Origin of the sequence: Thiomicrorhabdus sp. 6S3-12, from assembly GCF_017571475.1 — a bacterium.
Lineage (GTDB): Bacteria > Pseudomonadota > Gammaproteobacteria > Thiomicrospirales > Thiomicrospiraceae > Thiomicrorhabdus.
On the sequence record NZ_JAGETW010000003.1, the window covers coordinates 173,740 to 192,117 of the forward strand.

The 18,378-nt window shown below is 49.9% G+C and carries 18 protein-coding genes; 10 read left to right on the forward strand and 8 right to left on the reverse strand.

What is annotated here, in order from left to right:
* Nucleotides 1–150: 150 nt before the first annotated feature.
* The 3 genes from dnaG to rpsU all read right to left on the reverse strand — a co-directional run bounded on the left by dnaG (nucleotide 151) and on the right by rpsU (nucleotide 2,733).
* On the reverse strand, nucleotides 151–1,929 hold the full coding sequence (gene dnaG, locus J3999_RS05030) for a DNA primase (RefSeq protein ID WP_208126857.1): 1,779 nt from the start codon (nucleotides 1,927–1,929) through the stop codon (nucleotides 151–153).
* A gap of 115 nt (nucleotides 1,930–2,044) precedes the next feature.
* The gene (locus tag J3999_RS05035; protein WP_208126858.1) at nucleotides 2,045–2,500 is read right to left on the reverse strand and encodes a GatB/YqeY domain-containing protein; all 456 of its coding nucleotides are present in this window, start codon (nucleotides 2,498–2,500) and stop codon (nucleotides 2,045–2,047) included.
* A gap of 17 nt (nucleotides 2,501–2,517) precedes the next feature.
* On the reverse strand, nucleotides 2,518–2,733 hold the full coding sequence (rpsU, locus tag J3999_RS05040) for a 30S ribosomal protein S21 (protein WP_173284128.1): 216 nt from the start codon (nucleotides 2,731–2,733) through the stop codon (nucleotides 2,518–2,520).
* Nucleotides 2,734–3,242: 509 nt separating this feature from the next.
* On the opposite strand from rpsU, the gene tsaD reads away from it, so the two are divergent.
* Nucleotides 3,243–4,274: a tRNA (adenosine(37)-N6)-threonylcarbamoyltransferase complex transferase subunit TsaD gene (tsaD, locus tag J3999_RS05045; RefSeq protein ID WP_208126859.1), complete on the forward strand. Its 1,032-nt coding sequence runs from the start codon at nucleotides 3,243–3,245 to the stop codon at nucleotides 4,272–4,274.
* A 58-nt stretch (nucleotides 4,275–4,332) separates the two neighbouring features.
* Here the strand turns inward: tsaD and plsY are convergent, their stop codons facing one another.
* Nucleotides 4,333–4,926: a glycerol-3-phosphate 1-O-acyltransferase PlsY gene (gene plsY, locus J3999_RS05050; protein WP_208126860.1), complete on the reverse strand. Its 594-nt coding sequence runs from the start codon at nucleotides 4,924–4,926 to the stop codon at nucleotides 4,333–4,335.
* 171 nt (nucleotides 4,927–5,097) lie between these two features.
* Between plsY and folB the strand changes: the two genes are divergently transcribed.
* Nucleotides 5,098–5,460 (forward strand): dihydroneopterin aldolase, encoded by a 363-nt coding sequence (folB, locus tag J3999_RS05055; RefSeq protein ID WP_208126861.1) that lies wholly within the window; start codon nucleotides 5,098–5,100, stop codon nucleotides 5,458–5,460.
* Nucleotides 5,461–5,471: 11 nt separating this feature from the next.
* On the opposite strand, the gene J3999_RS05060 is transcribed toward folB, so the two are convergent.
* Nucleotides 5,472–5,954, reverse strand: a complete 483-nt coding sequence (locus tag J3999_RS05060; RefSeq protein ID WP_208126862.1) for a FliG C-terminal domain-containing protein — start codon at nucleotides 5,952–5,954, stop codon at nucleotides 5,472–5,474.
* Nucleotides 5,955–5,969: 15 nt separating this feature from the next.
* The gene (locus J3999_RS05065; protein ID WP_208126863.1) at nucleotides 5,970–6,434 is read right to left on the reverse strand and encodes a FliG C-terminal domain-containing protein; all 465 of its coding nucleotides are present in this window, start codon (nucleotides 6,432–6,434) and stop codon (nucleotides 5,970–5,972) included.
* Nucleotides 6,435–6,756: 322 nt separating this feature from the next.
* Between J3999_RS05065 and J3999_RS05070 the strand changes: the two genes are divergently transcribed.
* Genes J3999_RS05070 through J3999_RS05085 form a run of 4 tightly spaced genes read left to right on the forward strand, consistent with a single transcriptional unit; the run spans nucleotide 6,757 to nucleotide 10,707 of the window.
* Complete coding sequence (locus tag J3999_RS05070; RefSeq protein WP_208126864.1) at nucleotides 6,757–7,944, forward strand: class I SAM-dependent methyltransferase; 1,188 nt, start codon at nucleotides 6,757–6,759, stop codon at nucleotides 7,942–7,944.
* Nucleotides 7,945–7,958: 14 nt separating this feature from the next.
* Nucleotides 7,959–8,768 carry an undecaprenyl-diphosphate phosphatase gene (locus J3999_RS05075; RefSeq protein ID WP_208126865.1) on the forward strand — a complete coding sequence of 270 codons (810 nt, stop codon included), beginning with the start codon at nucleotides 7,959–7,961 and terminating at the stop codon, nucleotides 8,766–8,768.
* A gap of 10 nt (nucleotides 8,769–8,778) precedes the next feature.
* Nucleotides 8,779–9,141 (forward strand): VanZ family protein, encoded by a 363-nt coding sequence (locus tag J3999_RS05080; RefSeq protein WP_208126866.1) that lies wholly within the window; start codon nucleotides 8,779–8,781, stop codon nucleotides 9,139–9,141.
* Nucleotides 9,142–9,174: 33 nt separating this feature from the next.
* Nucleotides 9,175–10,707: an NAD(P)H-hydrate dehydratase gene (locus J3999_RS05085; protein WP_208126867.1), complete on the forward strand. Its 1,533-nt coding sequence runs from the start codon at nucleotides 9,175–9,177 to the stop codon at nucleotides 10,705–10,707.
* 11 nt (nucleotides 10,708–10,718) lie between these two features.
* Here J3999_RS05085 and J3999_RS05090 read toward each other — a convergent pair whose 3' ends face one another.
* Both J3999_RS05090 and purE read right to left on the reverse strand, forming a co-directional pair.
* Nucleotides 10,719–11,825 (reverse strand): 5-(carboxyamino)imidazole ribonucleotide synthase, encoded by a 1,107-nt coding sequence (locus J3999_RS05090; protein ID WP_208126868.1) that lies wholly within the window; start codon nucleotides 11,823–11,825, stop codon nucleotides 10,719–10,721.
* Nucleotides 11,826–11,975: 150 nt separating this feature from the next.
* Entirely contained in the window at nucleotides 11,976–12,479 is a 504-nt protein-coding gene (purE, locus tag J3999_RS05095) for a 5-(carboxyamino)imidazole ribonucleotide mutase (protein ID WP_208126869.1), read from the reverse strand.
* Between the two features lie 204 nt (nucleotides 12,480–12,683).
* Here purE and J3999_RS05100 point away from each other — a divergent pair, with 204 nt between their 5' ends.
* From J3999_RS05100 to metF, 4 genes are all read left to right on the forward strand, one after another.
* The gene (locus J3999_RS05100) at nucleotides 12,684–13,583 is read left to right on the forward strand and encodes a phosphate/phosphite/phosphonate ABC transporter substrate-binding protein (RefSeq protein ID WP_208126870.1); all 900 of its coding nucleotides are present in this window, start codon (nucleotides 12,684–12,686) and stop codon (nucleotides 13,581–13,583) included.
* Nucleotides 13,584–13,606: 23 nt separating this feature from the next.
* Nucleotides 13,607–16,039, forward strand: a complete 2,433-nt coding sequence (locus J3999_RS05105; protein WP_208126871.1) for an EAL domain-containing protein — start codon at nucleotides 13,607–13,609, stop codon at nucleotides 16,037–16,039.
* A 231-nt stretch (nucleotides 16,040–16,270) separates the two neighbouring features.
* Nucleotides 16,271–17,431 (forward strand): methionine adenosyltransferase, encoded by a 1,161-nt coding sequence (metK, locus tag J3999_RS05110; RefSeq protein WP_208126872.1) that lies wholly within the window; start codon nucleotides 16,271–16,273, stop codon nucleotides 17,429–17,431.
* A gap of 82 nt (nucleotides 17,432–17,513) precedes the next feature.
* Nucleotides 17,514–18,374, forward strand: a complete 861-nt coding sequence (gene metF, locus J3999_RS05115) for a methylenetetrahydrofolate reductase [NAD(P)H] (protein WP_208126873.1) — start codon at nucleotides 17,514–17,516, stop codon at nucleotides 18,372–18,374.
* The last annotated feature ends 4 nt before the right edge of the window (nucleotides 18,375–18,378 follow it).

Consider the following 18,378-nt stretch of genomic DNA (forward strand, 5'->3'; position numbering starts at 1 on the left):
CCCGACTGTAATTTACAATAAAACGAGAAATGGCTTAATCCAGGGCCTTTTCTGGCCACCCTGGAAAAACCGAACTCGCTATTATATCAAATTTTTCAAATATTTAGAATGTGTGTTTTTATTAATCTCAGGTTTTGTTCGAACTGGCGCCTATTTCTTTTTCTTTATTTCCGTCAGACGTCCCATTTCCTGCTCGTTCCACCCCTGAGAGCCCAGGCGAATTTCATCCAGCTGCCTGGCCAGCAACAGTGACAACTCTTTCAACTCGTTAATTAAAAAAGTTTCATCGTCCGGAAGATCCGAAGCTACGACCAAAGGCAAAAACACATCCATACCAAACTGCTTAAAGACCCCATCCACCTGACTGAAATCCTGAGAAGTTATCGACTGCGCCTGCATTCGCTTGAGTAATTCCGCCAAAAGCAAATAATCCTTTTCGCTCTGGGTACTTAGATTTTGCAAAAGCCCTGTAGAAAATATTTGGCTCCATTGCGGATTTTTCAAGAGCACACGAACAATTTTTAACGGCACACTCAGAACTTTAGGCATGGGAAGCGCCTGCTGTCGTGCATTTTTTGCTTGCCCACGATTTTGCGAACTCCCGGAACGAACGCCAATCTGCTGACCCAGAACCCAGTCTTTCATACCAACCAGATCCGCCACTCTTTCCAAGAGCTTGATTTGAACCACGCCACGCGCATTTTTAATATAAGGCTCTGCCAAGGCGACAAATCGCTGTCCGCCTTCAACACTCTGCACGTCTCCGCCAAGACGGGACTGCAAGCCATTCAACAGGAAATCGGAGAGCAAATACGCTTGATCGACTCTCCTCTCGAACGCTTCAACCCCTTCCTTGCGCACCATAGAATCCGGGTCCTCTCCATGCGGCAAAAACAAAAACTTCGCCATCCGCTGCCCTTCCATCATCGGCAAAGTAATATCCAGAGCTTTCCAAGCCGCCTTAACTCCCGCCTCATCACCATCAAAACAGAACACAACCTCATTGACCTGACGAAACAGCAACTCAAGATGTTCTTGGGTCGTCGCCGTGCCCAACGTAGCGACCGCATTGCGAATCCCGAACTGAGCCAGGGCCACAACATCCATATACCCCTCAACCACCAGAATACGTTCGACAGGCACGCGCGACTGGCGCATTTCATACAGGCCGTACAAGGTATTGCTTTTGTGGAAAATCGGCGTTTCCGGAGAATTCAAATACTTTGGCTGCCCCTGATCCAGAATACGCCCTCCGAAAGCGATGTAACGCCCGCGGCCGTCGCGAATCGGAAACATGATGCGTTCACGAAAACGATCATAAATCTTTCCGCCTTCTTTTTGCACCAGCATTCCCGCTTCGATCAACTGCTTCTGCAGCGAAGCATCCGCCTTTAGCCCCTTCATCAAACTATCCCATCCCGGAGGCGCGTAACCGATTTTAAACTCTTTGGCTATCTCCGGCGTCAGACCACGTTTTTTCAGATAATTCTTTGCTTGCTCGGACTGTGGATGGTCACGTAACTGCATACGGTAGAAACGCGCCGCCATCTGCATAACATCATACAGATCGCGCTGCTTCTGCTGACGCTGCTGCTCTTCTTGACGCTTTTGCGGACTCAACTGCTCGCGCGGCACCGGCATACCGTACATGGCGGCCAGAGTCTCCACCGCCTCGACAAAACTCAGACCGTCGTACTCCATCAAAAATGTGATTGCATCGCCGCTGGCACCGCAGCCGAAACAGTGATAGAACTGCTTTTGCGGATTTACATTAAAGGAAGGCGTTTTCTCATCATGAAACGGACAGCAGGCCTTATAAGTTGCACCGGCCTTTTTCAGAGGCACACGCTGACCGATCACCTGAACCAGGTCAGCACGCGCCAATACAGATTCTATAAACGACTTGGGAATTGTCCCGCCTTGAGCCATACAAAAGTCCGTTGATGAAAAGTAGAGATTATCTTAATTCAAGTTCGGAAAAATAAAAAACCCGCCGGTGAAAATCACACAGCGGGTTTTCGTCAAACCGATGCATAGCAAACAATTAAGCGTTCAATTTTGCCTTAATCAGCTTACTGACCTCGCCCATATCGGCGCGTCCCTGCATCTTCGGCTTTAGCAAGCCCATTACTTTACCCATATCCTGCATTGAAGCGGCGCTGGTTTCCGCCATCGCTTCGTCAATTAGAGCAGAAATTTCATCTTCAGTCAGCGCTTGCGGCATAAAATCCTGAATGACAGACATCTCATAGGCTTCTTGCTCAGCCAGTTCCGGACGCTCTGCATCCACATACTGCTGATGAGAATCTTTACGCTGCTTCATAGCCTTGTCTAAGATAGCAAGAACTTCCGCATCGTCTTCCAATGTCGTTTGATTATCAATCTCAACCTGTTTGATGGCTGCCAAAAGCGCGCGCACAACACCTAGGCGCGCCTTGTCTTTTGCCTTCATGCAGGCTTTCATTTCTGCCGTTAACTGCTCTTTTAATGCACTCGCCACAAGTAAAGTCCTATGGATTAGTAAAGACGAGTAGTACGACGGTTTTCGCGAGCAAGACGCTTAGCAAGACGCTTAACTGCAGCCGCTTTCATGCGCTTACGCGCCCAAGTTGGCTTTTCATAAAACTCACGCTTACGAGTTTCGGTCAAAACACCTGCTTTCTCACAAGCACGTTTAAAACGACGTAGAGCTACGTCAAATGGTTCTGTATCACGGATTTTTACGCTTGGCATAATAATTACCTTTTAAATTCTTTAAAATTCTATCGCTCAGGGCCGCAGTTACATGATGCATATCTCTACATTCTATTCGAGACGCCCTTTCTTTCCCTCGCAAGAATCAGGAAATAGCTGAAAACGCAGAATTATAAATTTACCCTGATTTTTTTGCAAACCTTTTTACAGAGAAACTCGCCATTCGGACAGAATAATTTTACTAACCGCGAATTTTCCGCTCAGAAAACCCAAGATTAAAAATGTTTTCAACAACTTAAAGTCAATCCAAACTTGACGCTTTACCCGAGCCACTCCCGCAAAGGCCGTGCTTAATATTCCGCCATGAAGACGGAAGCAAAGCAGTGGATGACAACCGCCCTTTAACCGAAATGACAGCAAAATTCATTCAGCGCTCATACAATCATGCGCTATTGACAGGTTTCTCGGTTGTTTTTTGTTAAAATTCATCCACTCTTTATCCACCTTTAACCCGAGGCACTCGGCCTCTATCGAGAGAAAACAGTTAAATGCTTGTATTGGGAATTGAAAGTTCATGCGACGAGACCGGCATCGCGCTCTATGACGGCGAAAACGGATTATTGGCACACCGACTTTACAGCCAAGTGGAATTGCATGCACTCTATGGCGGCGTAGTACCGGAGCTCGCTTCACGCGACCATATCCGCCGTATTATTCCTCTTATACAGGACACCTTAAAGGCGGCAGAACGACAAATCAGCGATCTGTCAGGGATCGCCTATACGGCAGGACCAGGACTGATCGGCGCCTTGCTGACCGGTGCTTCGGTCGCAAGAAGCCTCGCCTTCGCCCTGAACGTTCCTGCCGTCGGAGTGCATCACATGGAAGGCCACTTGCTGGCCCCGATGTTGGAAGAAAATAAACCGCAGTTCCCTTTTATCTGTCTGCTGGTCTCCGGAGGACACTCCATGATTATCCGCGTTGACGGCATAGGCCGTTACCGCCTCTTAGGCGACACCCTTGACGACGCGGCAGGCGAAGCGTTCGACAAAACAGCCAAGCTTCTTGATCTCGGCTACCCCGGCGGTCCGGAAGTTTCCAAACTGGCGCTACAAGGCAACGGTGAACGCTACAAATTTCCGCGCCCGATGGTCGACCGCCCGGGATTGGACATGAGTTTCAGCGGGCTGAAAACCTACACCCTGAATACATGGAAGCAAGCTCAGAAAGAGAACGATGCAACGCTACAGACCAAAGCCGATATCTGCCGCGCTTTTGAGATGGCGGTTGCCGACACCTTGGCAATCAAATGCAAACGCGCTCTGGAACAGGAAGGATTGAATCGACTGGTCGTATCCGGCGGCGTCAGTGCCAACCGTGAAATCCGCGAAAAACTGCAAGGCCTGATGAAAAAACGTCGCGGAGAAGCTTTCTTCCCACGTCTGGAATTCTGCACCGATAACGGAGCAATGATCGCTTACGCCGGCGCGCAGCGCTTGATGGCCGGCGAAGAACAGGGTCTCAACTTTTCGGCCACGCCGCGCTGGTCGCTTGAAGAACTCCCTCCGATCGACTTTTAAAAAAAACGCCCGAAACTTTTCGGGCGTTCTTGTTTTGAGCGATTGCCTTAACAGCCAATCAATTCTTTTTAATCAGACTTTCTTCGCCGTTGAGCAGGCGCTGAATATTACTGCGGTGTCGCCAAAACAGAATCAACGTCATAACCGCCGAACCGATCACCCAGCTCATTTCCGCATCGATAAAATAAATATAAACCGGCGCCAACAGGGAAGCGACCAGCGCGGAAAGCGACGAGATTTTCAGAACCTTGGCGACAAACAACCAGGTTGCCACCACCGCCAGACCAACTGGAAAAGAGAGTGCCAGAAGCATCCCCATCATGGTTGCCACGCCTTTACCGCCACGGAAACCGAAAAACAGCGGATACAAGTGACCGATAAAAGCGGCAAAGCCGATCACAAACACTTCTGCAGCGGAAAAGTCCAACTGATAAGCGAGCACAACCGGAATCACGCCCTTGAGCATATCCCCAAACAGCGTCACCGCTGCCGGCTTATTGCCGTACAAACGTTTAACGTTGGTCGCTCCGGGATTACCGGAGCCGCCTTCGCGCGGATCGCCCAATCCCATAACCCGGCAGACAATAATTGCCGCCGATACCGATCCCAGCAGATAGGACAACGCTACCGCAAAATAAATCTCATAACCCATTTTTTTATTCCCCTAAAAGCCCTGATTTTCTGTTTTTACTTTTTATTATCAGGCGTCTATTGAATTTGAATCGGCAGCAATTCTACCCGCTTGTTTAGGAAAAAGAAAACCGGGCACATAAAATCATTACAATACGACGCATGACCATCAACACAACTGTAAGGAGTGGGTGTGCACGACATTATCTACATTGAAGGCCTGAAAACCGCCGCGATTATCGGAATTTATGACTGGGAAAAAGAACAGCGGCAACCGCTGATTTTCGACATTGAAATGAGTGTACCAATCGCCAATGCGGCAAAAAGCGATCAGATTGAAGACACCGTCGACTATAAGTCCGTGGCGGACTTTATTATTGAATGGGTCAGCAACAGCCGTTTTGATCTTCTGGAAACCCTTCTGGAACAGCTAAGCGAAGAACTGTTTGCGCGTTTCAGAGCGATCCACCATCTCAAAATCAAGATTGGCAAACCGCAAGCCGTCCCTCAGGCCAAAACCGTCGGACTCATTATTCAACGCAGCCGACAGAAATAGACAGGAAGAACTTAAATATCCTGAGATTCTTCTTGAAACTGCTCATGCAGCTGTTTTTGCTCCTGAGCAGCGCGTTTAATCATCGGGATCAACTGCTCCATATATAAACAAGCGTGCGCTTCGGTAATTTTATCCATCGCCGCATAATCCTCGGCAAACTGACGCTGATTCTGCTTCGAAAGATTGCGCATCACCTTATTGTATAAAACCTCACCACTGGCCAAACGGGTAATCGTTACCAGCTGTTCCGGACTGACCAGCGGCGCAAATTTCTGTACCACCCGATCATCAACCTGCGCCATTTTATTTGCCAATGCACGGTAGGATTCCAGCTTTTTCTGTAGAACCGCATGCGAACTCTGCTCGCCGGAACTGAGACGCTTGGCGATCACATCATGCAAACTTTCCACCACCTCATACGGCAGAGTAAACGTCACAGGACCGATCTCCAGAAAAAACTCGCCCGATTCATCGTGTTTTGCCGAAATTTCCATCTCTCTCTCCTTCAATCAGATATAGCGCGTTTCTTCGTCTAAAAACTCGATAACACCTGTCGCTTCCAATTCAAAAGTTTTCTCCACGATGCGGCGAATCGCATCTTTGGAAAGCGCTTCCGAAGGAAGAACCACATCCTGCAAATCGTCACTGATCTGCCGCGACAGTATGCCCCCGCTATTTTCCATAACCATCTGATTAAAGGTTTCATCTCCGGCCAAACGCATCAAAATCACCAGATCAGCACTCTGCAACTCCCTGAGCAGCTTCTGTAAATAAGACGGGCTAAGCGCTTTAATCCTTAAACCGAGTTTAATGTAGCTTTGCAGTGTCGAATGATGCTCACCCCGCTCCAAAGCCATCAGATGCTCTAATGTAATCTGGAGCAGCGCCAGCGTAAAACGGTCGACTTTCAACGCGGCACAGCCAATATGTACCTGCCACTCATTTTCATGGATTTTCTTAATACCGACTTGCATCCCGTTTCCTATAAGCGATTTTGCATCTTTTGCATTCTAACGTGTCCTTGCCGCCCCAAGCGACTTTAAATCAATATCCAGGCGGCAAACAAAACCTAAGCAAATTTTCGACCAGAGTAATGACTCCTGCCATGACCGAAATCAAAAAAAGTCAAACCGGCACAAAGACTTAAGCCTACCATGATCTTTAATCTCCCGGTTTCCATACTGAAAATGCCGTGCGCAATACAAATTTATGCATGAAATGCCCACACCCCTCTAGAGCAGACTACCTATCTATTGCATAATAGCTGGCAATTTTGAACCAATTTAGAAAACTAACATGTCCAAGCACAAAAAGCTGCCGGCACCTTCCGAAGAAGCCAAGGAATTCAGCGAACATTTAAGCCAAAAGATCCGCACCTCGATAAAACGCCACGGATCGCTCAGCTTTGCACAATTCATGCAAAAGGCTCTTTATACACCCAATCTCGGTTATTACAGCAGCAGCCTGCCTAAAATCGGCAAAGGCGGAGACTTTATTACCGCCCCGGAAATTTCGCCGATTTTTTCCCGCTGCCTGGCCCGTCAGACACAACAAGTGCTTGAGCAGCTTGATGAACCCAACATTATCGAGTTCGGTGCCGGGCGCGGCATTATGGCCGCCGACATCCTTCTGGAAATGCAGCGCTTGGAACAAGACATTCATCGTTACTATATTGTGGAAATCAGTGCCGACCTGCAACAGCGTCAGAAAGCCTATCTGCGCGAAACACTCTCCGAAGAGCTGTTCAATAAAGTCGCCTGGCTTGAAAAACTTCCTGCGACACCAATCAGTGCGGTCATTCTGGCAAACGAAGTCCTCGACGCCATGCCGTTTGAGCGCTTACGCATAGAGCCGGAGAGAGCCCTGCAGGGGTACGTCTGCTACAATGAGGCAAAAAACACATTCGACTGGGATTACCAAACCATCACCGACTCCAAACTACAGCGTTTTGCCAACCAGTTGATCAAACATATCGGCAAGGTTTCCGACCTCGGCTATGAAACCGAGATCAACCTCAACCTCGGCCCCTGGTTGAAAAGCCTGAGTCAGATTCTGTCCAAAGGACTGGTTCTATTGATCGACTACGGCTATACCCGAGAAGAGTATTACCAGCCGGCCCGGGTTATGGGGACTTTGCGCTGCCACTATCAACACAGAGCCCACCAGAACCCTTTCTTCTACCCGGGGTTGCAGGACATAACCGCCCACGTTGACTTCACCGCAGTCGCCGAAGCCGGATTTGACGCCGGATTCCGTATCGCCGGCTACACAACTCAGGCGAATTTCCTGATGGGAAGCGGCCTGCTGGAGATGTCGGTGGATCCGCAGGCGGATATCGGCGAACAGATTAAGGTCGCACAACAGATTAAAACCCTGACGATGCCGGACGAAATGGGGGAAAATTTCAAAGTTATCGCTTTAAGCAAACAGATTGACGACGGCCTGATCGGCTTCAAAGTTCGCGATCTGCGCCACCAACTTTAAAAAAGAGAAAATAGATGGAACCTGTTTTAGATTGGTTACAAATCACCGTTCTGGCTTTGATTCAAGGGCTGACCGAATTTCTGCCCATATCCAGTTCCGGCCACCTTATTCTGGTGCCGCAGCTTTTCGGCTGGCAGGATCAGGGACTGGCGTTTGATGTTGCGGTGCATATCGGAACCTTAAGCGCGGTTGTCCTCTATTTCAGAAACGACATCCGACTTATGGTAATCGACTGGACGCGCTCGCTGATTACCCGTCAACCGACGTCGAACAGCCGTCTTGCATGGTGGGTTATTCTTGCCACCTTGCCGGCAATCGCTTTTGGCTTTGTTATCAACAACGGGCTTGAAGAGAGCCTGCGTAACCCGCTGATTATCGCCGCCACAACGATCGGTTTCGGTATCCTGCTGTGGTGGTCGGACATCAAAGGCCAAAAAATCCGCGACGAATACAGCCTGAGCTTTAAAGACATTACCGTAATAGGCTTTGCACAGGCTCTGGCGTTAATCCCTGGAACGTCCCGTTCCGGCATTACCATTACCGCGGCTTTACTGGTCGGCCTGACACCTCAGGCCGCTGCCCGCTTCTCGTTTCTGCTATCGATCCCGATCATTCTCGGCGCCGGGATTTTGAAACTTAAAGATCTTCTGGAGAGTTCGCACCCGGTCCAATGGCAGGCGATGATCGGCGGCACACTGCTTTCCGCTATCAGCGCCTATATTGTCATTGCACTGTTTTTAAAATGGATCAACCGCGTCGGCATGGCACCTTTCGCTTTGTACCGTTTCGCGCTTGGCGCTCTGCTGATCTACCTGTTTATCTAGGAATACACAAATGCGACGCTTATGGCTGATAACCGGCTGGGGATTGATCGCCGGCGTTTTTTACCTTTCCGTATTAACGCCCTATATTCCCACGATCAAAGTGAGTAATATTGATAAGGCGTATCACTTTATCGCCTACTTTGCGCTGATGATCTGGTTTGCTCAGGCTTACGCAGCCAACAGACGCTGGATCATCCTGCTGGCAATCATATTATTCGGCATCCTGATCGAATTCATCCAACCTCATTACGGTCGTGAATTCGATATAAAAGACATGCTCGCCAACAGCGGCGGCGCATTGATGGCATGGCTGATAAGCCTGCAAGGTGGCGACATTCTTTATCGCCGTTTTACCGTCAAGGCGCAGAGATAACGCAAAAGACAGCTATCGTCCAGGGAGAATAAAATGGAACCTCAGCAGAACCTAAGCCATACCCATTTATTCTCCGCGCAACAGAGTCGTCAGCTCGATCGCTTTGCGATTCGAACATTAGACATGCCCGGCATTCTATTAATGAAACGTGCCGCCTGGCACGCTTTCCAGACAACGCAGAATTTTTATCCCGCAATCGACAAATTCGACATTCTATGCGGCACGGGTAATAACGGCGGCGACGGATTCGCCTTGGCTCAGTTCGCTCGACTTCAAGGCAAAGAGGTCAGTATCTGGCTGCTGGGCGATACGCAGAAAATCCAGAATGACGCCCTGACAACATTTAAAGAAGCCCTGGCTCTCGGCATCCCGGTTCAACCCCTCTCAAAATACCCCTCAGCAGCAAACCATGACAAAGAGCGACTGATCGTAGACGCCCTGTTCGGAACAGGACTGGATCGTCCTTTGAGCGCTGAACTGCAAACCCTTATTCATGCGATCAACGCCAAAGAATTTCCTATCATTGCTCTGGATACGCCAAGCGGCCTGGACAGCAACAGCGGTCGAATTCTCGGCGCCGCCATTAAGGCACAGCACACCTGCAGCTTTATTACCTATAAGACAGGCCAATTCACTCTGCATGGCAAAGACCATTGCGGGCAAATCCACCTTTTCGACCTTGGCCTGCCTGATGACGCTTACCGACAAAATCTGTCCGACAGTATCGGCATGCATGGTCTTCGCTACTGGCGCGATAGAATGCCCAAACCCGACAGCACGCACCACAAAGGGCGTGCCGGAGTAGATCTTCTGATCGGAGGCAACAGCCAAATGGAAGGCGCCCTGCAAATAGCCGCCTCCGGCAGCCTGCATTGCGGAGCCGGACTGGTTCACATCTATAGCCCGCACAGCGGCTATCTCCGAGACATCCCGGAAGTACAATGCCACGCTCCGGATAACAGCGATCTCAAAACCTTAATCGCAAAAGCCGGCGCAATCGCGATCGGACCCGGCCTTGGTCAGAATGACTGGGCGCGGCAAAGCCTGCAGCAGCTTATCGAAAATGCATACGACAAAACTCTGATCCTGGATGCCGACGCACTGAACCTTCTGGCGCAAAAAGACGATCCGGAAATTGCCGCTATCCGCAAAAATTTGCAACAAGGCCATAACGAATGGATTTTGACCCCTCACCCCGGAGAAGCAGCCCGCCTGTTAAATTGCTCCGTAGAAGATATTCAAAATGATCGGGGGCATGCTATTCGCCAACTGCAGCAAAAATACGGCGGCATCATCGTTTTAAAAGGCAACGGCAGTTTGATCTTCGACGGCAAACAAATGGAACTCTGTCCGGACGGCAATCCGGGAATGGCGGTTGGAGGAATGGGCGACCTGTTAAGCGGAATTATCTGCGCCCTTGCGGCACAGAGTACGGATTCTTTTGCGGCGGCTTGTCTGGGTGTCTATCTGCACGCCAATGCGGGTGACCGGGCAGCCGAGACGTTTGGTCTCGCCGGCGTCACCCCAAGCAGAATGCTCGAGTCGATCGGCAAGCTGCTTGACTGAACGATTCCCCTCTATTTCGGAAGAAATGCGTTCAACTGCTGCATCATCTGATACAACTCGTCTTCGTTCTCCGCCATCAGGTTGATATGCCCCAGCTTACGCCCGGCTCTTTCCGCCTTGTCGTATAGATGCAGATGCGCCTTCGGCATTTTCAAAACTTCTTCAACCGGACCGGTTTCACCGATAATGTTCACCATGGCGGCCAATGGCTGTTTAGGCTGAGTCGACCCGAGAGGCAGACCACAAATCGCGCGCACATGATTCTCGAACTGACTAGTTTCCGCACCTTCAATCGTCCAGTGCCCGGAGTTATGCACTCGCGGCGCCATTTCATTGGCAACCAGCCCGTCTTCGGTCTCAAAAAGCTCCAGTGTCAGCACCCCGACATGATCCAACTCATCCAGCAGCTTATGCATATACTCTTCCGCCTGCTTCTGTACGTCTTCGCTGATTTGACGTGCCGGCGCAATTGTGTAGCGTAAAATGCCTTCGTGATGCACATTCTGCATCAACGGATAGTAGACATGCTCGTTATGCGCATTGCGTACCGCAATAATTGACAGTTCACGGGCAAAATCGACGAAGCCTTCCAGAATCAGTTCGCGCTCGCCCAATTGCTGCCAGGCCTTCTCAACCTGGTCTTCGCTTTTCAAAACCGCCTGACCCTTGCCGTCATAGCCTTCGGTCGTAGTTTTCAAAACCGCTGGCAGGCCGATTTTTTTCACAGCATTATGCAAACTTTCCAAAGAGTCGACCACTTCAAAAGGTGCGCACGGAATCCCCAGATCGGTAAGCAGATTTTTTTCTCGCCCGCGATGCTGCGAGACATAAAGTGACTTCTCTCCCGGATAGACCGGCGTTGTCTTGGCGATCTCGCGCACCATCTCAACGTCGGTATTCTCGCTCTCATAAGTAATAACATCGGCAAAATCGACCAACTGCTTCAGGTTATCCGCTTCGTCCGAATGCATATGCATATGGCCCAACAGAGCCGACGGTTCGTCTTCACTTACGCCATAAAAGGCGAATTTCTGCGCCAGTGGATAGCCGGCCAAAGCCAACATCCGGCCCAGCTGACCGGCACCTAAAACACCTACTTTCTTGCTGATCGGGGTCATGAGTCACTCCAAATAAAAAACCGTAGGCGTGCATTTTAGCAAAATGCACCCGCTACGGTTACTTTCAAAAGCACTTTATATCAACGGCGTCCGACGGCAATCGGGGCGCGCAGAGCATCGCAAGCGCAAGATGCTCTTGTCCGGCATTTATTACTCTACTCGAGGATCCGGATTAGCCAGAACAGTCTCCGTCTGTTCAGTGCGGAAACGGTTAACCGCCTCGCGTACTTCAGGATACTGGTTTCCGACAATCTGTGCCGCCAGAATACCGGCATTCTTCGCACCGGCTTCACCGATTGCCAAGGTTCCCACCGGAATTCCGCCCGGCATCTGTACGATAGATAGCAAAGAATCGTTACCGTTCAAGGCGCGCGATTTCACCGGCACGCCGAGCACCGGCACAACCGTTTTCGCCGCGACCATTCCCGGAAGGTGCGCCGCACCGCCGGCACCGGCAATAATCACCTGCAGACCGCGCTCTTGCGCCTGCTCTGCATATTCAAACATCAAATCCGGCGTACGGTGTGCCGACACCACTTTAACTTCATGCGGAACGCCAAAAAGTTCCAGCATTTCAACGGAATGTTGCATTGTCGGCCAATCGGACTTAGAGCCCATAATCACACCAACAAGGGGAGCTGTTTGTTGTGACATCGATATCACCCTAAATTTAGAAAAGGCGTCTATTTTCCTTATTTTTCAAACAAAATCAAATATTAAGTTTCAATAATTATTGAGTCGGAATAATTAAACAACCCCTTAATTTTATAAGGTTTTGCTATAATTTTTGATTATCACTCAACCCAGGCCTTTTGATTCATGCGATTCAAGCATTGCGCAAGCAGGCGTTCATTTCTAATGACGACTTTCGCCTCCCTGTTCGGACTGCACGGTTGTCAAAAAAACGATTACTCGCCCCAGGATTATGAACCAAAAGTGCTCGACTCCCCAAGTCTGAAACAGACGGAGTACGCCTTCGCCGTTCACCCTTTGCATAATCCATCAAGGCTATTCGAACTTTTCAATCCGTTAATGGAATATTTAAACGCCTATATTCCGGAAGCGCGCTTTCGACTCGAAGCCTCGCGCGACTATTCCAGCTACGACCAGAAACTGGCCGACGCTTCGGTCGAATTTGCTTTACCTAACCCCTATCAGACGGTAACTGCAATCGAATCCGGGCACTACAGAGTGTTTGCCAAAATGGGCGATGACCACAATTTCCGCGGTATCATTCTCGTCAGAAAAGACAGCGGCATTCGAAAGGTAACCGATCTGAAAGGCAAAACCATCAGTTACCCGGCTCCGACAGCCCTTGCCGCGACCATGATGCCGCAGTACTATCTGTATCAGCATGGCCTGAATATCAAAACCGATGCAAACAATATCTATGTCGGGTCTCAGGAATCATCTATTATGAATGTCCTGCACGGAGAAAGTGATGCCGGCGCAACCTGGCCGCCTCCGTGGGAACTGCTGGCGCAAGAAAATCCTGAACTGAAAGAAAAACTTGAGGTCAAATGGCAGACGGATCCTCTGCCGAACAACGGACTCATTGCGCGCAATGATGTTCCGCAACGACTTGTCACCCAGGTACAGCGACTGCTGAGCGAAATGCACACTACCCCGAGGGGCAGGGAAATTTTACAGACCATCTACCTTTCAAGATTCGAGGTTGCGGACAATGCCACTTATCAACCGGTGAAAGATTTCCTTGAAAACTTCCGGCAAAAAATCCGCATTCCAGAAGAAGAATAACCATAAAAGAAACCAATCCTTTGATGCCGTTACAGATTAAATCCATAAAAAACAAACTGATTTTAAGCATTGCATTAATCCACGCCGTGCTGATGACCCTGTTTATTTTTGACTTGGTACAGCGCCAGATGACCTTTCTGGAAAAAGAAACACGGGGGACGGCCATCGGCATCGCCAAGACACTGGCAACCAACAGCGTCCCCTGGATGCTGTCCAATGACCTTGCGGGACTGGCTGAAATCACTGACGCTCAGGCACAACAGGCCAATATTAACTTCGTGATGCTGATAAACACCGAAGGGAAAATTCTCGCTTATCACAACAACCGCAGCCCGCAACATCACGAAACCAGTATCGGTCGATTTCTGGAACTGCCGAAACACGACCCTTTCAATATGAAAAAAAGCGTCCACACCTACTTCGACGATGACAACGCCGTGGATGTCGCGATTCCGATCTGGAAAGAAGAAACACAACTGGGCTGGGCACGGGTTCAGCTAAGCCGCCTGAACACCACCAACAGCATTGAATTCATTACTCGTGAAGGCTTGTTCTACACTTTGATCGCCATCCTTTCAGGCACCGTAATGGCCTGGCTTATGGGGCACAATCTGACACGCAGGATCTACCGCCTGATCGATACGACCAAACGCATTCGCGACGGCGAACGAAATCTGCCGATCAACACGCAAGGTATAGACGAGTTAAGCGTATTGGCCAAAAACTTCGCCTCCATGCTGCAGCAATTGGAGAAAAACGAAAACGCCCTTTTTGAAGAGAAAGAACGGGCCGAAATCACCTTAAAATCCATCGGCGACGCGGTTGTCGTCATTGATGAAAACGGCAATATCGGCTATATGAACCCAGCCGCCGAACAGGTTACCGCCTGGGAACGAGAAGACGCTTTAAACAAACCGATTATCGAAGTGATGCAACTCTTTAACGAAAGCACCAAAAAACCCGTTAACAATCCGGCACTCCGCGCGCTGGAATACAACAAAGTCGTCGGCATCTCCAAAGAAACCATTCTGATCAACCGTCTGGGCGACACTATCTCACTGGTCGACTCGGCGGCACCGATCATCGATCGCGACGGCCATATTATCGGCGCCATCATGGTTTTCCATGACGCCACCGAAGAACGCTCCCTGCAGCAACGCCTCAGCTGGCAGGCCACTCATGACACCCTAACCGAACTCTATAACCGTTCCGCTTTCGAAAGTGAACTGGAAAGACTGATTCAACTGAGCGAATCGGACAAGCACAGCAAACAGAGCCTGCTCTATCTGGATCTGGATCAATTTAAAATCATCAACGACACCGTAGGACACACTGCCGGCGACCTGCTGCTTAAACAACTGGCAATGATTCTGGAACAGACTATCCAGAGTCGAGGTTTCCTCTCCCGTCTTGGCGGGGACGAGTTTGCCGTACTGATGAGCGAATGTGATACCGACAGCGCTATTCTTCTCGCCGAGGAACTGCGCCGCAGTATCGCCAGCCACCGGCTTTTCTGGGAAGGGAAAAGCTTTCAGGTAGGCTGCAGTATCGGGATTGCCGCAATTCACGGCAATCTGAGTAAAACCACTATTCTTTCGCGAGCCGACATTGCTTGTTATCTAGCCAAGGACAAAGGGCGTAATCGTATTGAAGTCTATCAGGAAAACGACAACTCCCTGGCTCAGGATCAGCACATTATCGACTGGGTCAACCGTATCAAACACGGTTTGGATAACCAGCAATTCCTGCTGTATGCGCAGAAAATCACCAACTTGCAATCCCCCGAACAATACGGCGAAGCCCATTATGAAATTCTGGTACGTATGCGTGATGAGGATGGAGAGATCATTACGCCAAACCACTTCCTGCCCGCCGCAGAGCGCTTTGATCTGATGAGCCAGTTGGATCTGTATATCGCCGAGAAAGCCATCAAATGGCTTAAACAATATGCTGCCAAAATAGAACTGCTGAACATCAATATCTCCGGCCAGTCTCTGGGTCAACAGAACTTCACCGACGAACTCCTCGCTTTGCTGGAGAACAACATCGGCAATAATCATAAAATCTGTTTCGAAATCACTGAAACGGTCGCCATCAGCCAGATGAACAACACCATCGATTTCCTGCATACGGTCAAGGAATTCGGCTGCAAACTGGCGTTAGACGATTTCGGATCCGGCTTTGCCTCCTTTACCTGGCTGAAAAACCTGCCGATTGACTTTGTCAAAATCGACGGCGACTTTATCCGCGACGTCTTGAATGATCCGGTGGATGCCGCCATGGTGCGCACGATCCGCGACATCAGTGAAATCATGCAAATCCAGTCGGTCGCCGAGTTCGTCGAAACGCAGGAGATCAGCGACTGGCTTAGAGAGACCGGAATTCACTATGGGCAGGGGTATCACTTCGACAAACCGAAACCCATTGAACAGGTCTTTGCCGAAAAACGTGTTTAAAATTTCCTTTACCGTTTGCTAGGAAATTAAAAAAATGCGATAATCTGCGAAAATTTAGCGCCGATTTGATCATCAGCTTGCGGGCGCATTAATAAGTACGGCTAAAGCGAGGAGCCTTCGAGCCCTCGAGAAAACGCAATTTCAGGTTTTCCGAGTACTCTCTGAATTTCCCGTCGATTTTCCGTACCTCGTTTTCAACTGTTTAAATATCTCTGTTTTCGAGGAACTCTTATGAGCAAATTTACCGTATTCACTTCCGAATCCGTATCGGAAGGACATCCAGATAAAATCGCAGACCAGATTTCGGACGCCATGCTGGACGCCATTCTGGAACAGGATCCGCGTGCGCGCGTCGCCTGTGAAACCTTTGTCAAAACCGGCATGGTCATTCTGGGTGGTGAAATCACTACGGAAGCGTGGGTTGACCAGGAAGAGCTGGTTCGTAAAGTCGTTAACGATATCGGTTATAACCACGGCGATCTGGGATTTGACGGTGACACCTGTGCGGTGCTTTCCTCAATCGGTAAACAGTCTCCAGAAATCGCCATGGGTGTCGACGAAACCAACGAGCACGAACAAGGTGCCGGTGACCAGGGACTGATGTTCGGCTACGCATCCAACGAAACCGATGTATTGATGCCGGCTCCGATCTACTATGCCCACCGTTTAATGGAACGTCAGGCATATGTTCGCAAATCCGGCCAGCTGAGCTGGCTACGCCCGGATGCCAAAAGCCAGGTAACCCTGCGTTATCAGGACGGTCAACCGGTAGCCATTGATGCGGTCGTACTTTCCACACAGCACAACCCTGAAATCGCCCAGAAAGACCTGCAAGAAGCGGTAATGGAAGAGATTATCAAACCGGTTCTGCCGAACGAGTGGCTACACAAAGAGACCCAATACCATATTAACCCGACCGGCCGTTTTGTTATCGGCGGCCCGGTGGGCGATGCCGGTCTGACCGGCCGTAAGATCATTGTCGATACTTACGGCGGTATGGCACGCCACGGCGGTGGAGCCTTCTCCGGTAAAGATCCATCTAAAGTCGACCGTTCTGCGGCCTACGCCGGCCGTTATGTGGCGAAAAACATCGTAGCTGCCGGCTTGGCCGACAAGTGCGAGATCCAGGTATCCTATGCGATCGGCGTCGCTGAACCGACTTCGATCAGCATTGAAACTTTCGGAACCGAGAAAGTCGATATAACCCTTATTGAAAAACTGGTTCGCGAGCACTTCGATCTACGTCCGAAAGGCCTGATCAGCATGCTGGATCTGTATCGCCCGATCTACCAGAAGACCGCATCCTACGGACACTTCGGTCGCGAGCTGCCGGAATTCAGCTGGGAAAAAACCGACAAAGCGGAGCTTCTGCGCGCCGAAGCCGGGCTGTAATTAAATTACAAAACACCAAGACAACATTTTATCTTCCGTAATGTCGTGTCTTGGTGGTGAAATTAAGCAAAGGAATTATCCAATGCAATCGCAAAAGAAATATGCACAAAAATTAAGCCTTGAGTTCTTTCCACCCAGAACCGAACAGGGGATGGAAAAACTGAAAACCGTCATTACCGAGGTCGGCGCCATGCAACCGGAGTATATGTCGGTCACATACGGCGCCGGCGGAACGACTCAGGAAAAAACCCTGGAAACGGTTCGTTACATTCAGACTCAGACCGAATTTGAAGCCGCCCCGCACCTGACCTGTATCGGCGCATCGCAAGAGAGCGTTCTTGAATTACTTGACGAGTATGAAGCCATGGGCGTCAAACGCATAGTGGCGCTGCGCGGCGACCTGCCATCAGGCATGATGGACCCGGGCGAATTCAAATATGCCAGCGATCTGATCGCGTTTATCCGTGAACGCAAAGGCGACACTTTCCATCTGGAAGTGGCCGCGTATCCGGAAACCCATCCGCAGGCACGCAATTGCGATATCGGCATCAAATGGTTCAAACATAAAGTCGAACAAGGTGCCGATTCAGCCATTACCCAGTATTTCTACAACTTCGACAGCTACCGCTACTTCATCGATAACTGCGAGAAGAACGGAATCGACCTGCCGATCATTCCGGGTATTATGCCAATCACCAACTACGAGAACCTGATCCGTTTCTCGCAAGGTTGCGGAGCAGAAGTACCGCGCTGGTTGAAATGCCGTCTGGAATCCTTCGACGAAGACGATAAAGAAGGCATGAAAGCCTTTGCCCGTGACGTTGTCACCGAACTGTGTCAGAAACTGTTGGATGCCGGCGCTCCGGGATTGCACTTCTACAGCATGAACAGTACCCAGCCAACGCTGGATATTGCTCAAGCCCTGACCTTGAAAAACGCCTGATTAA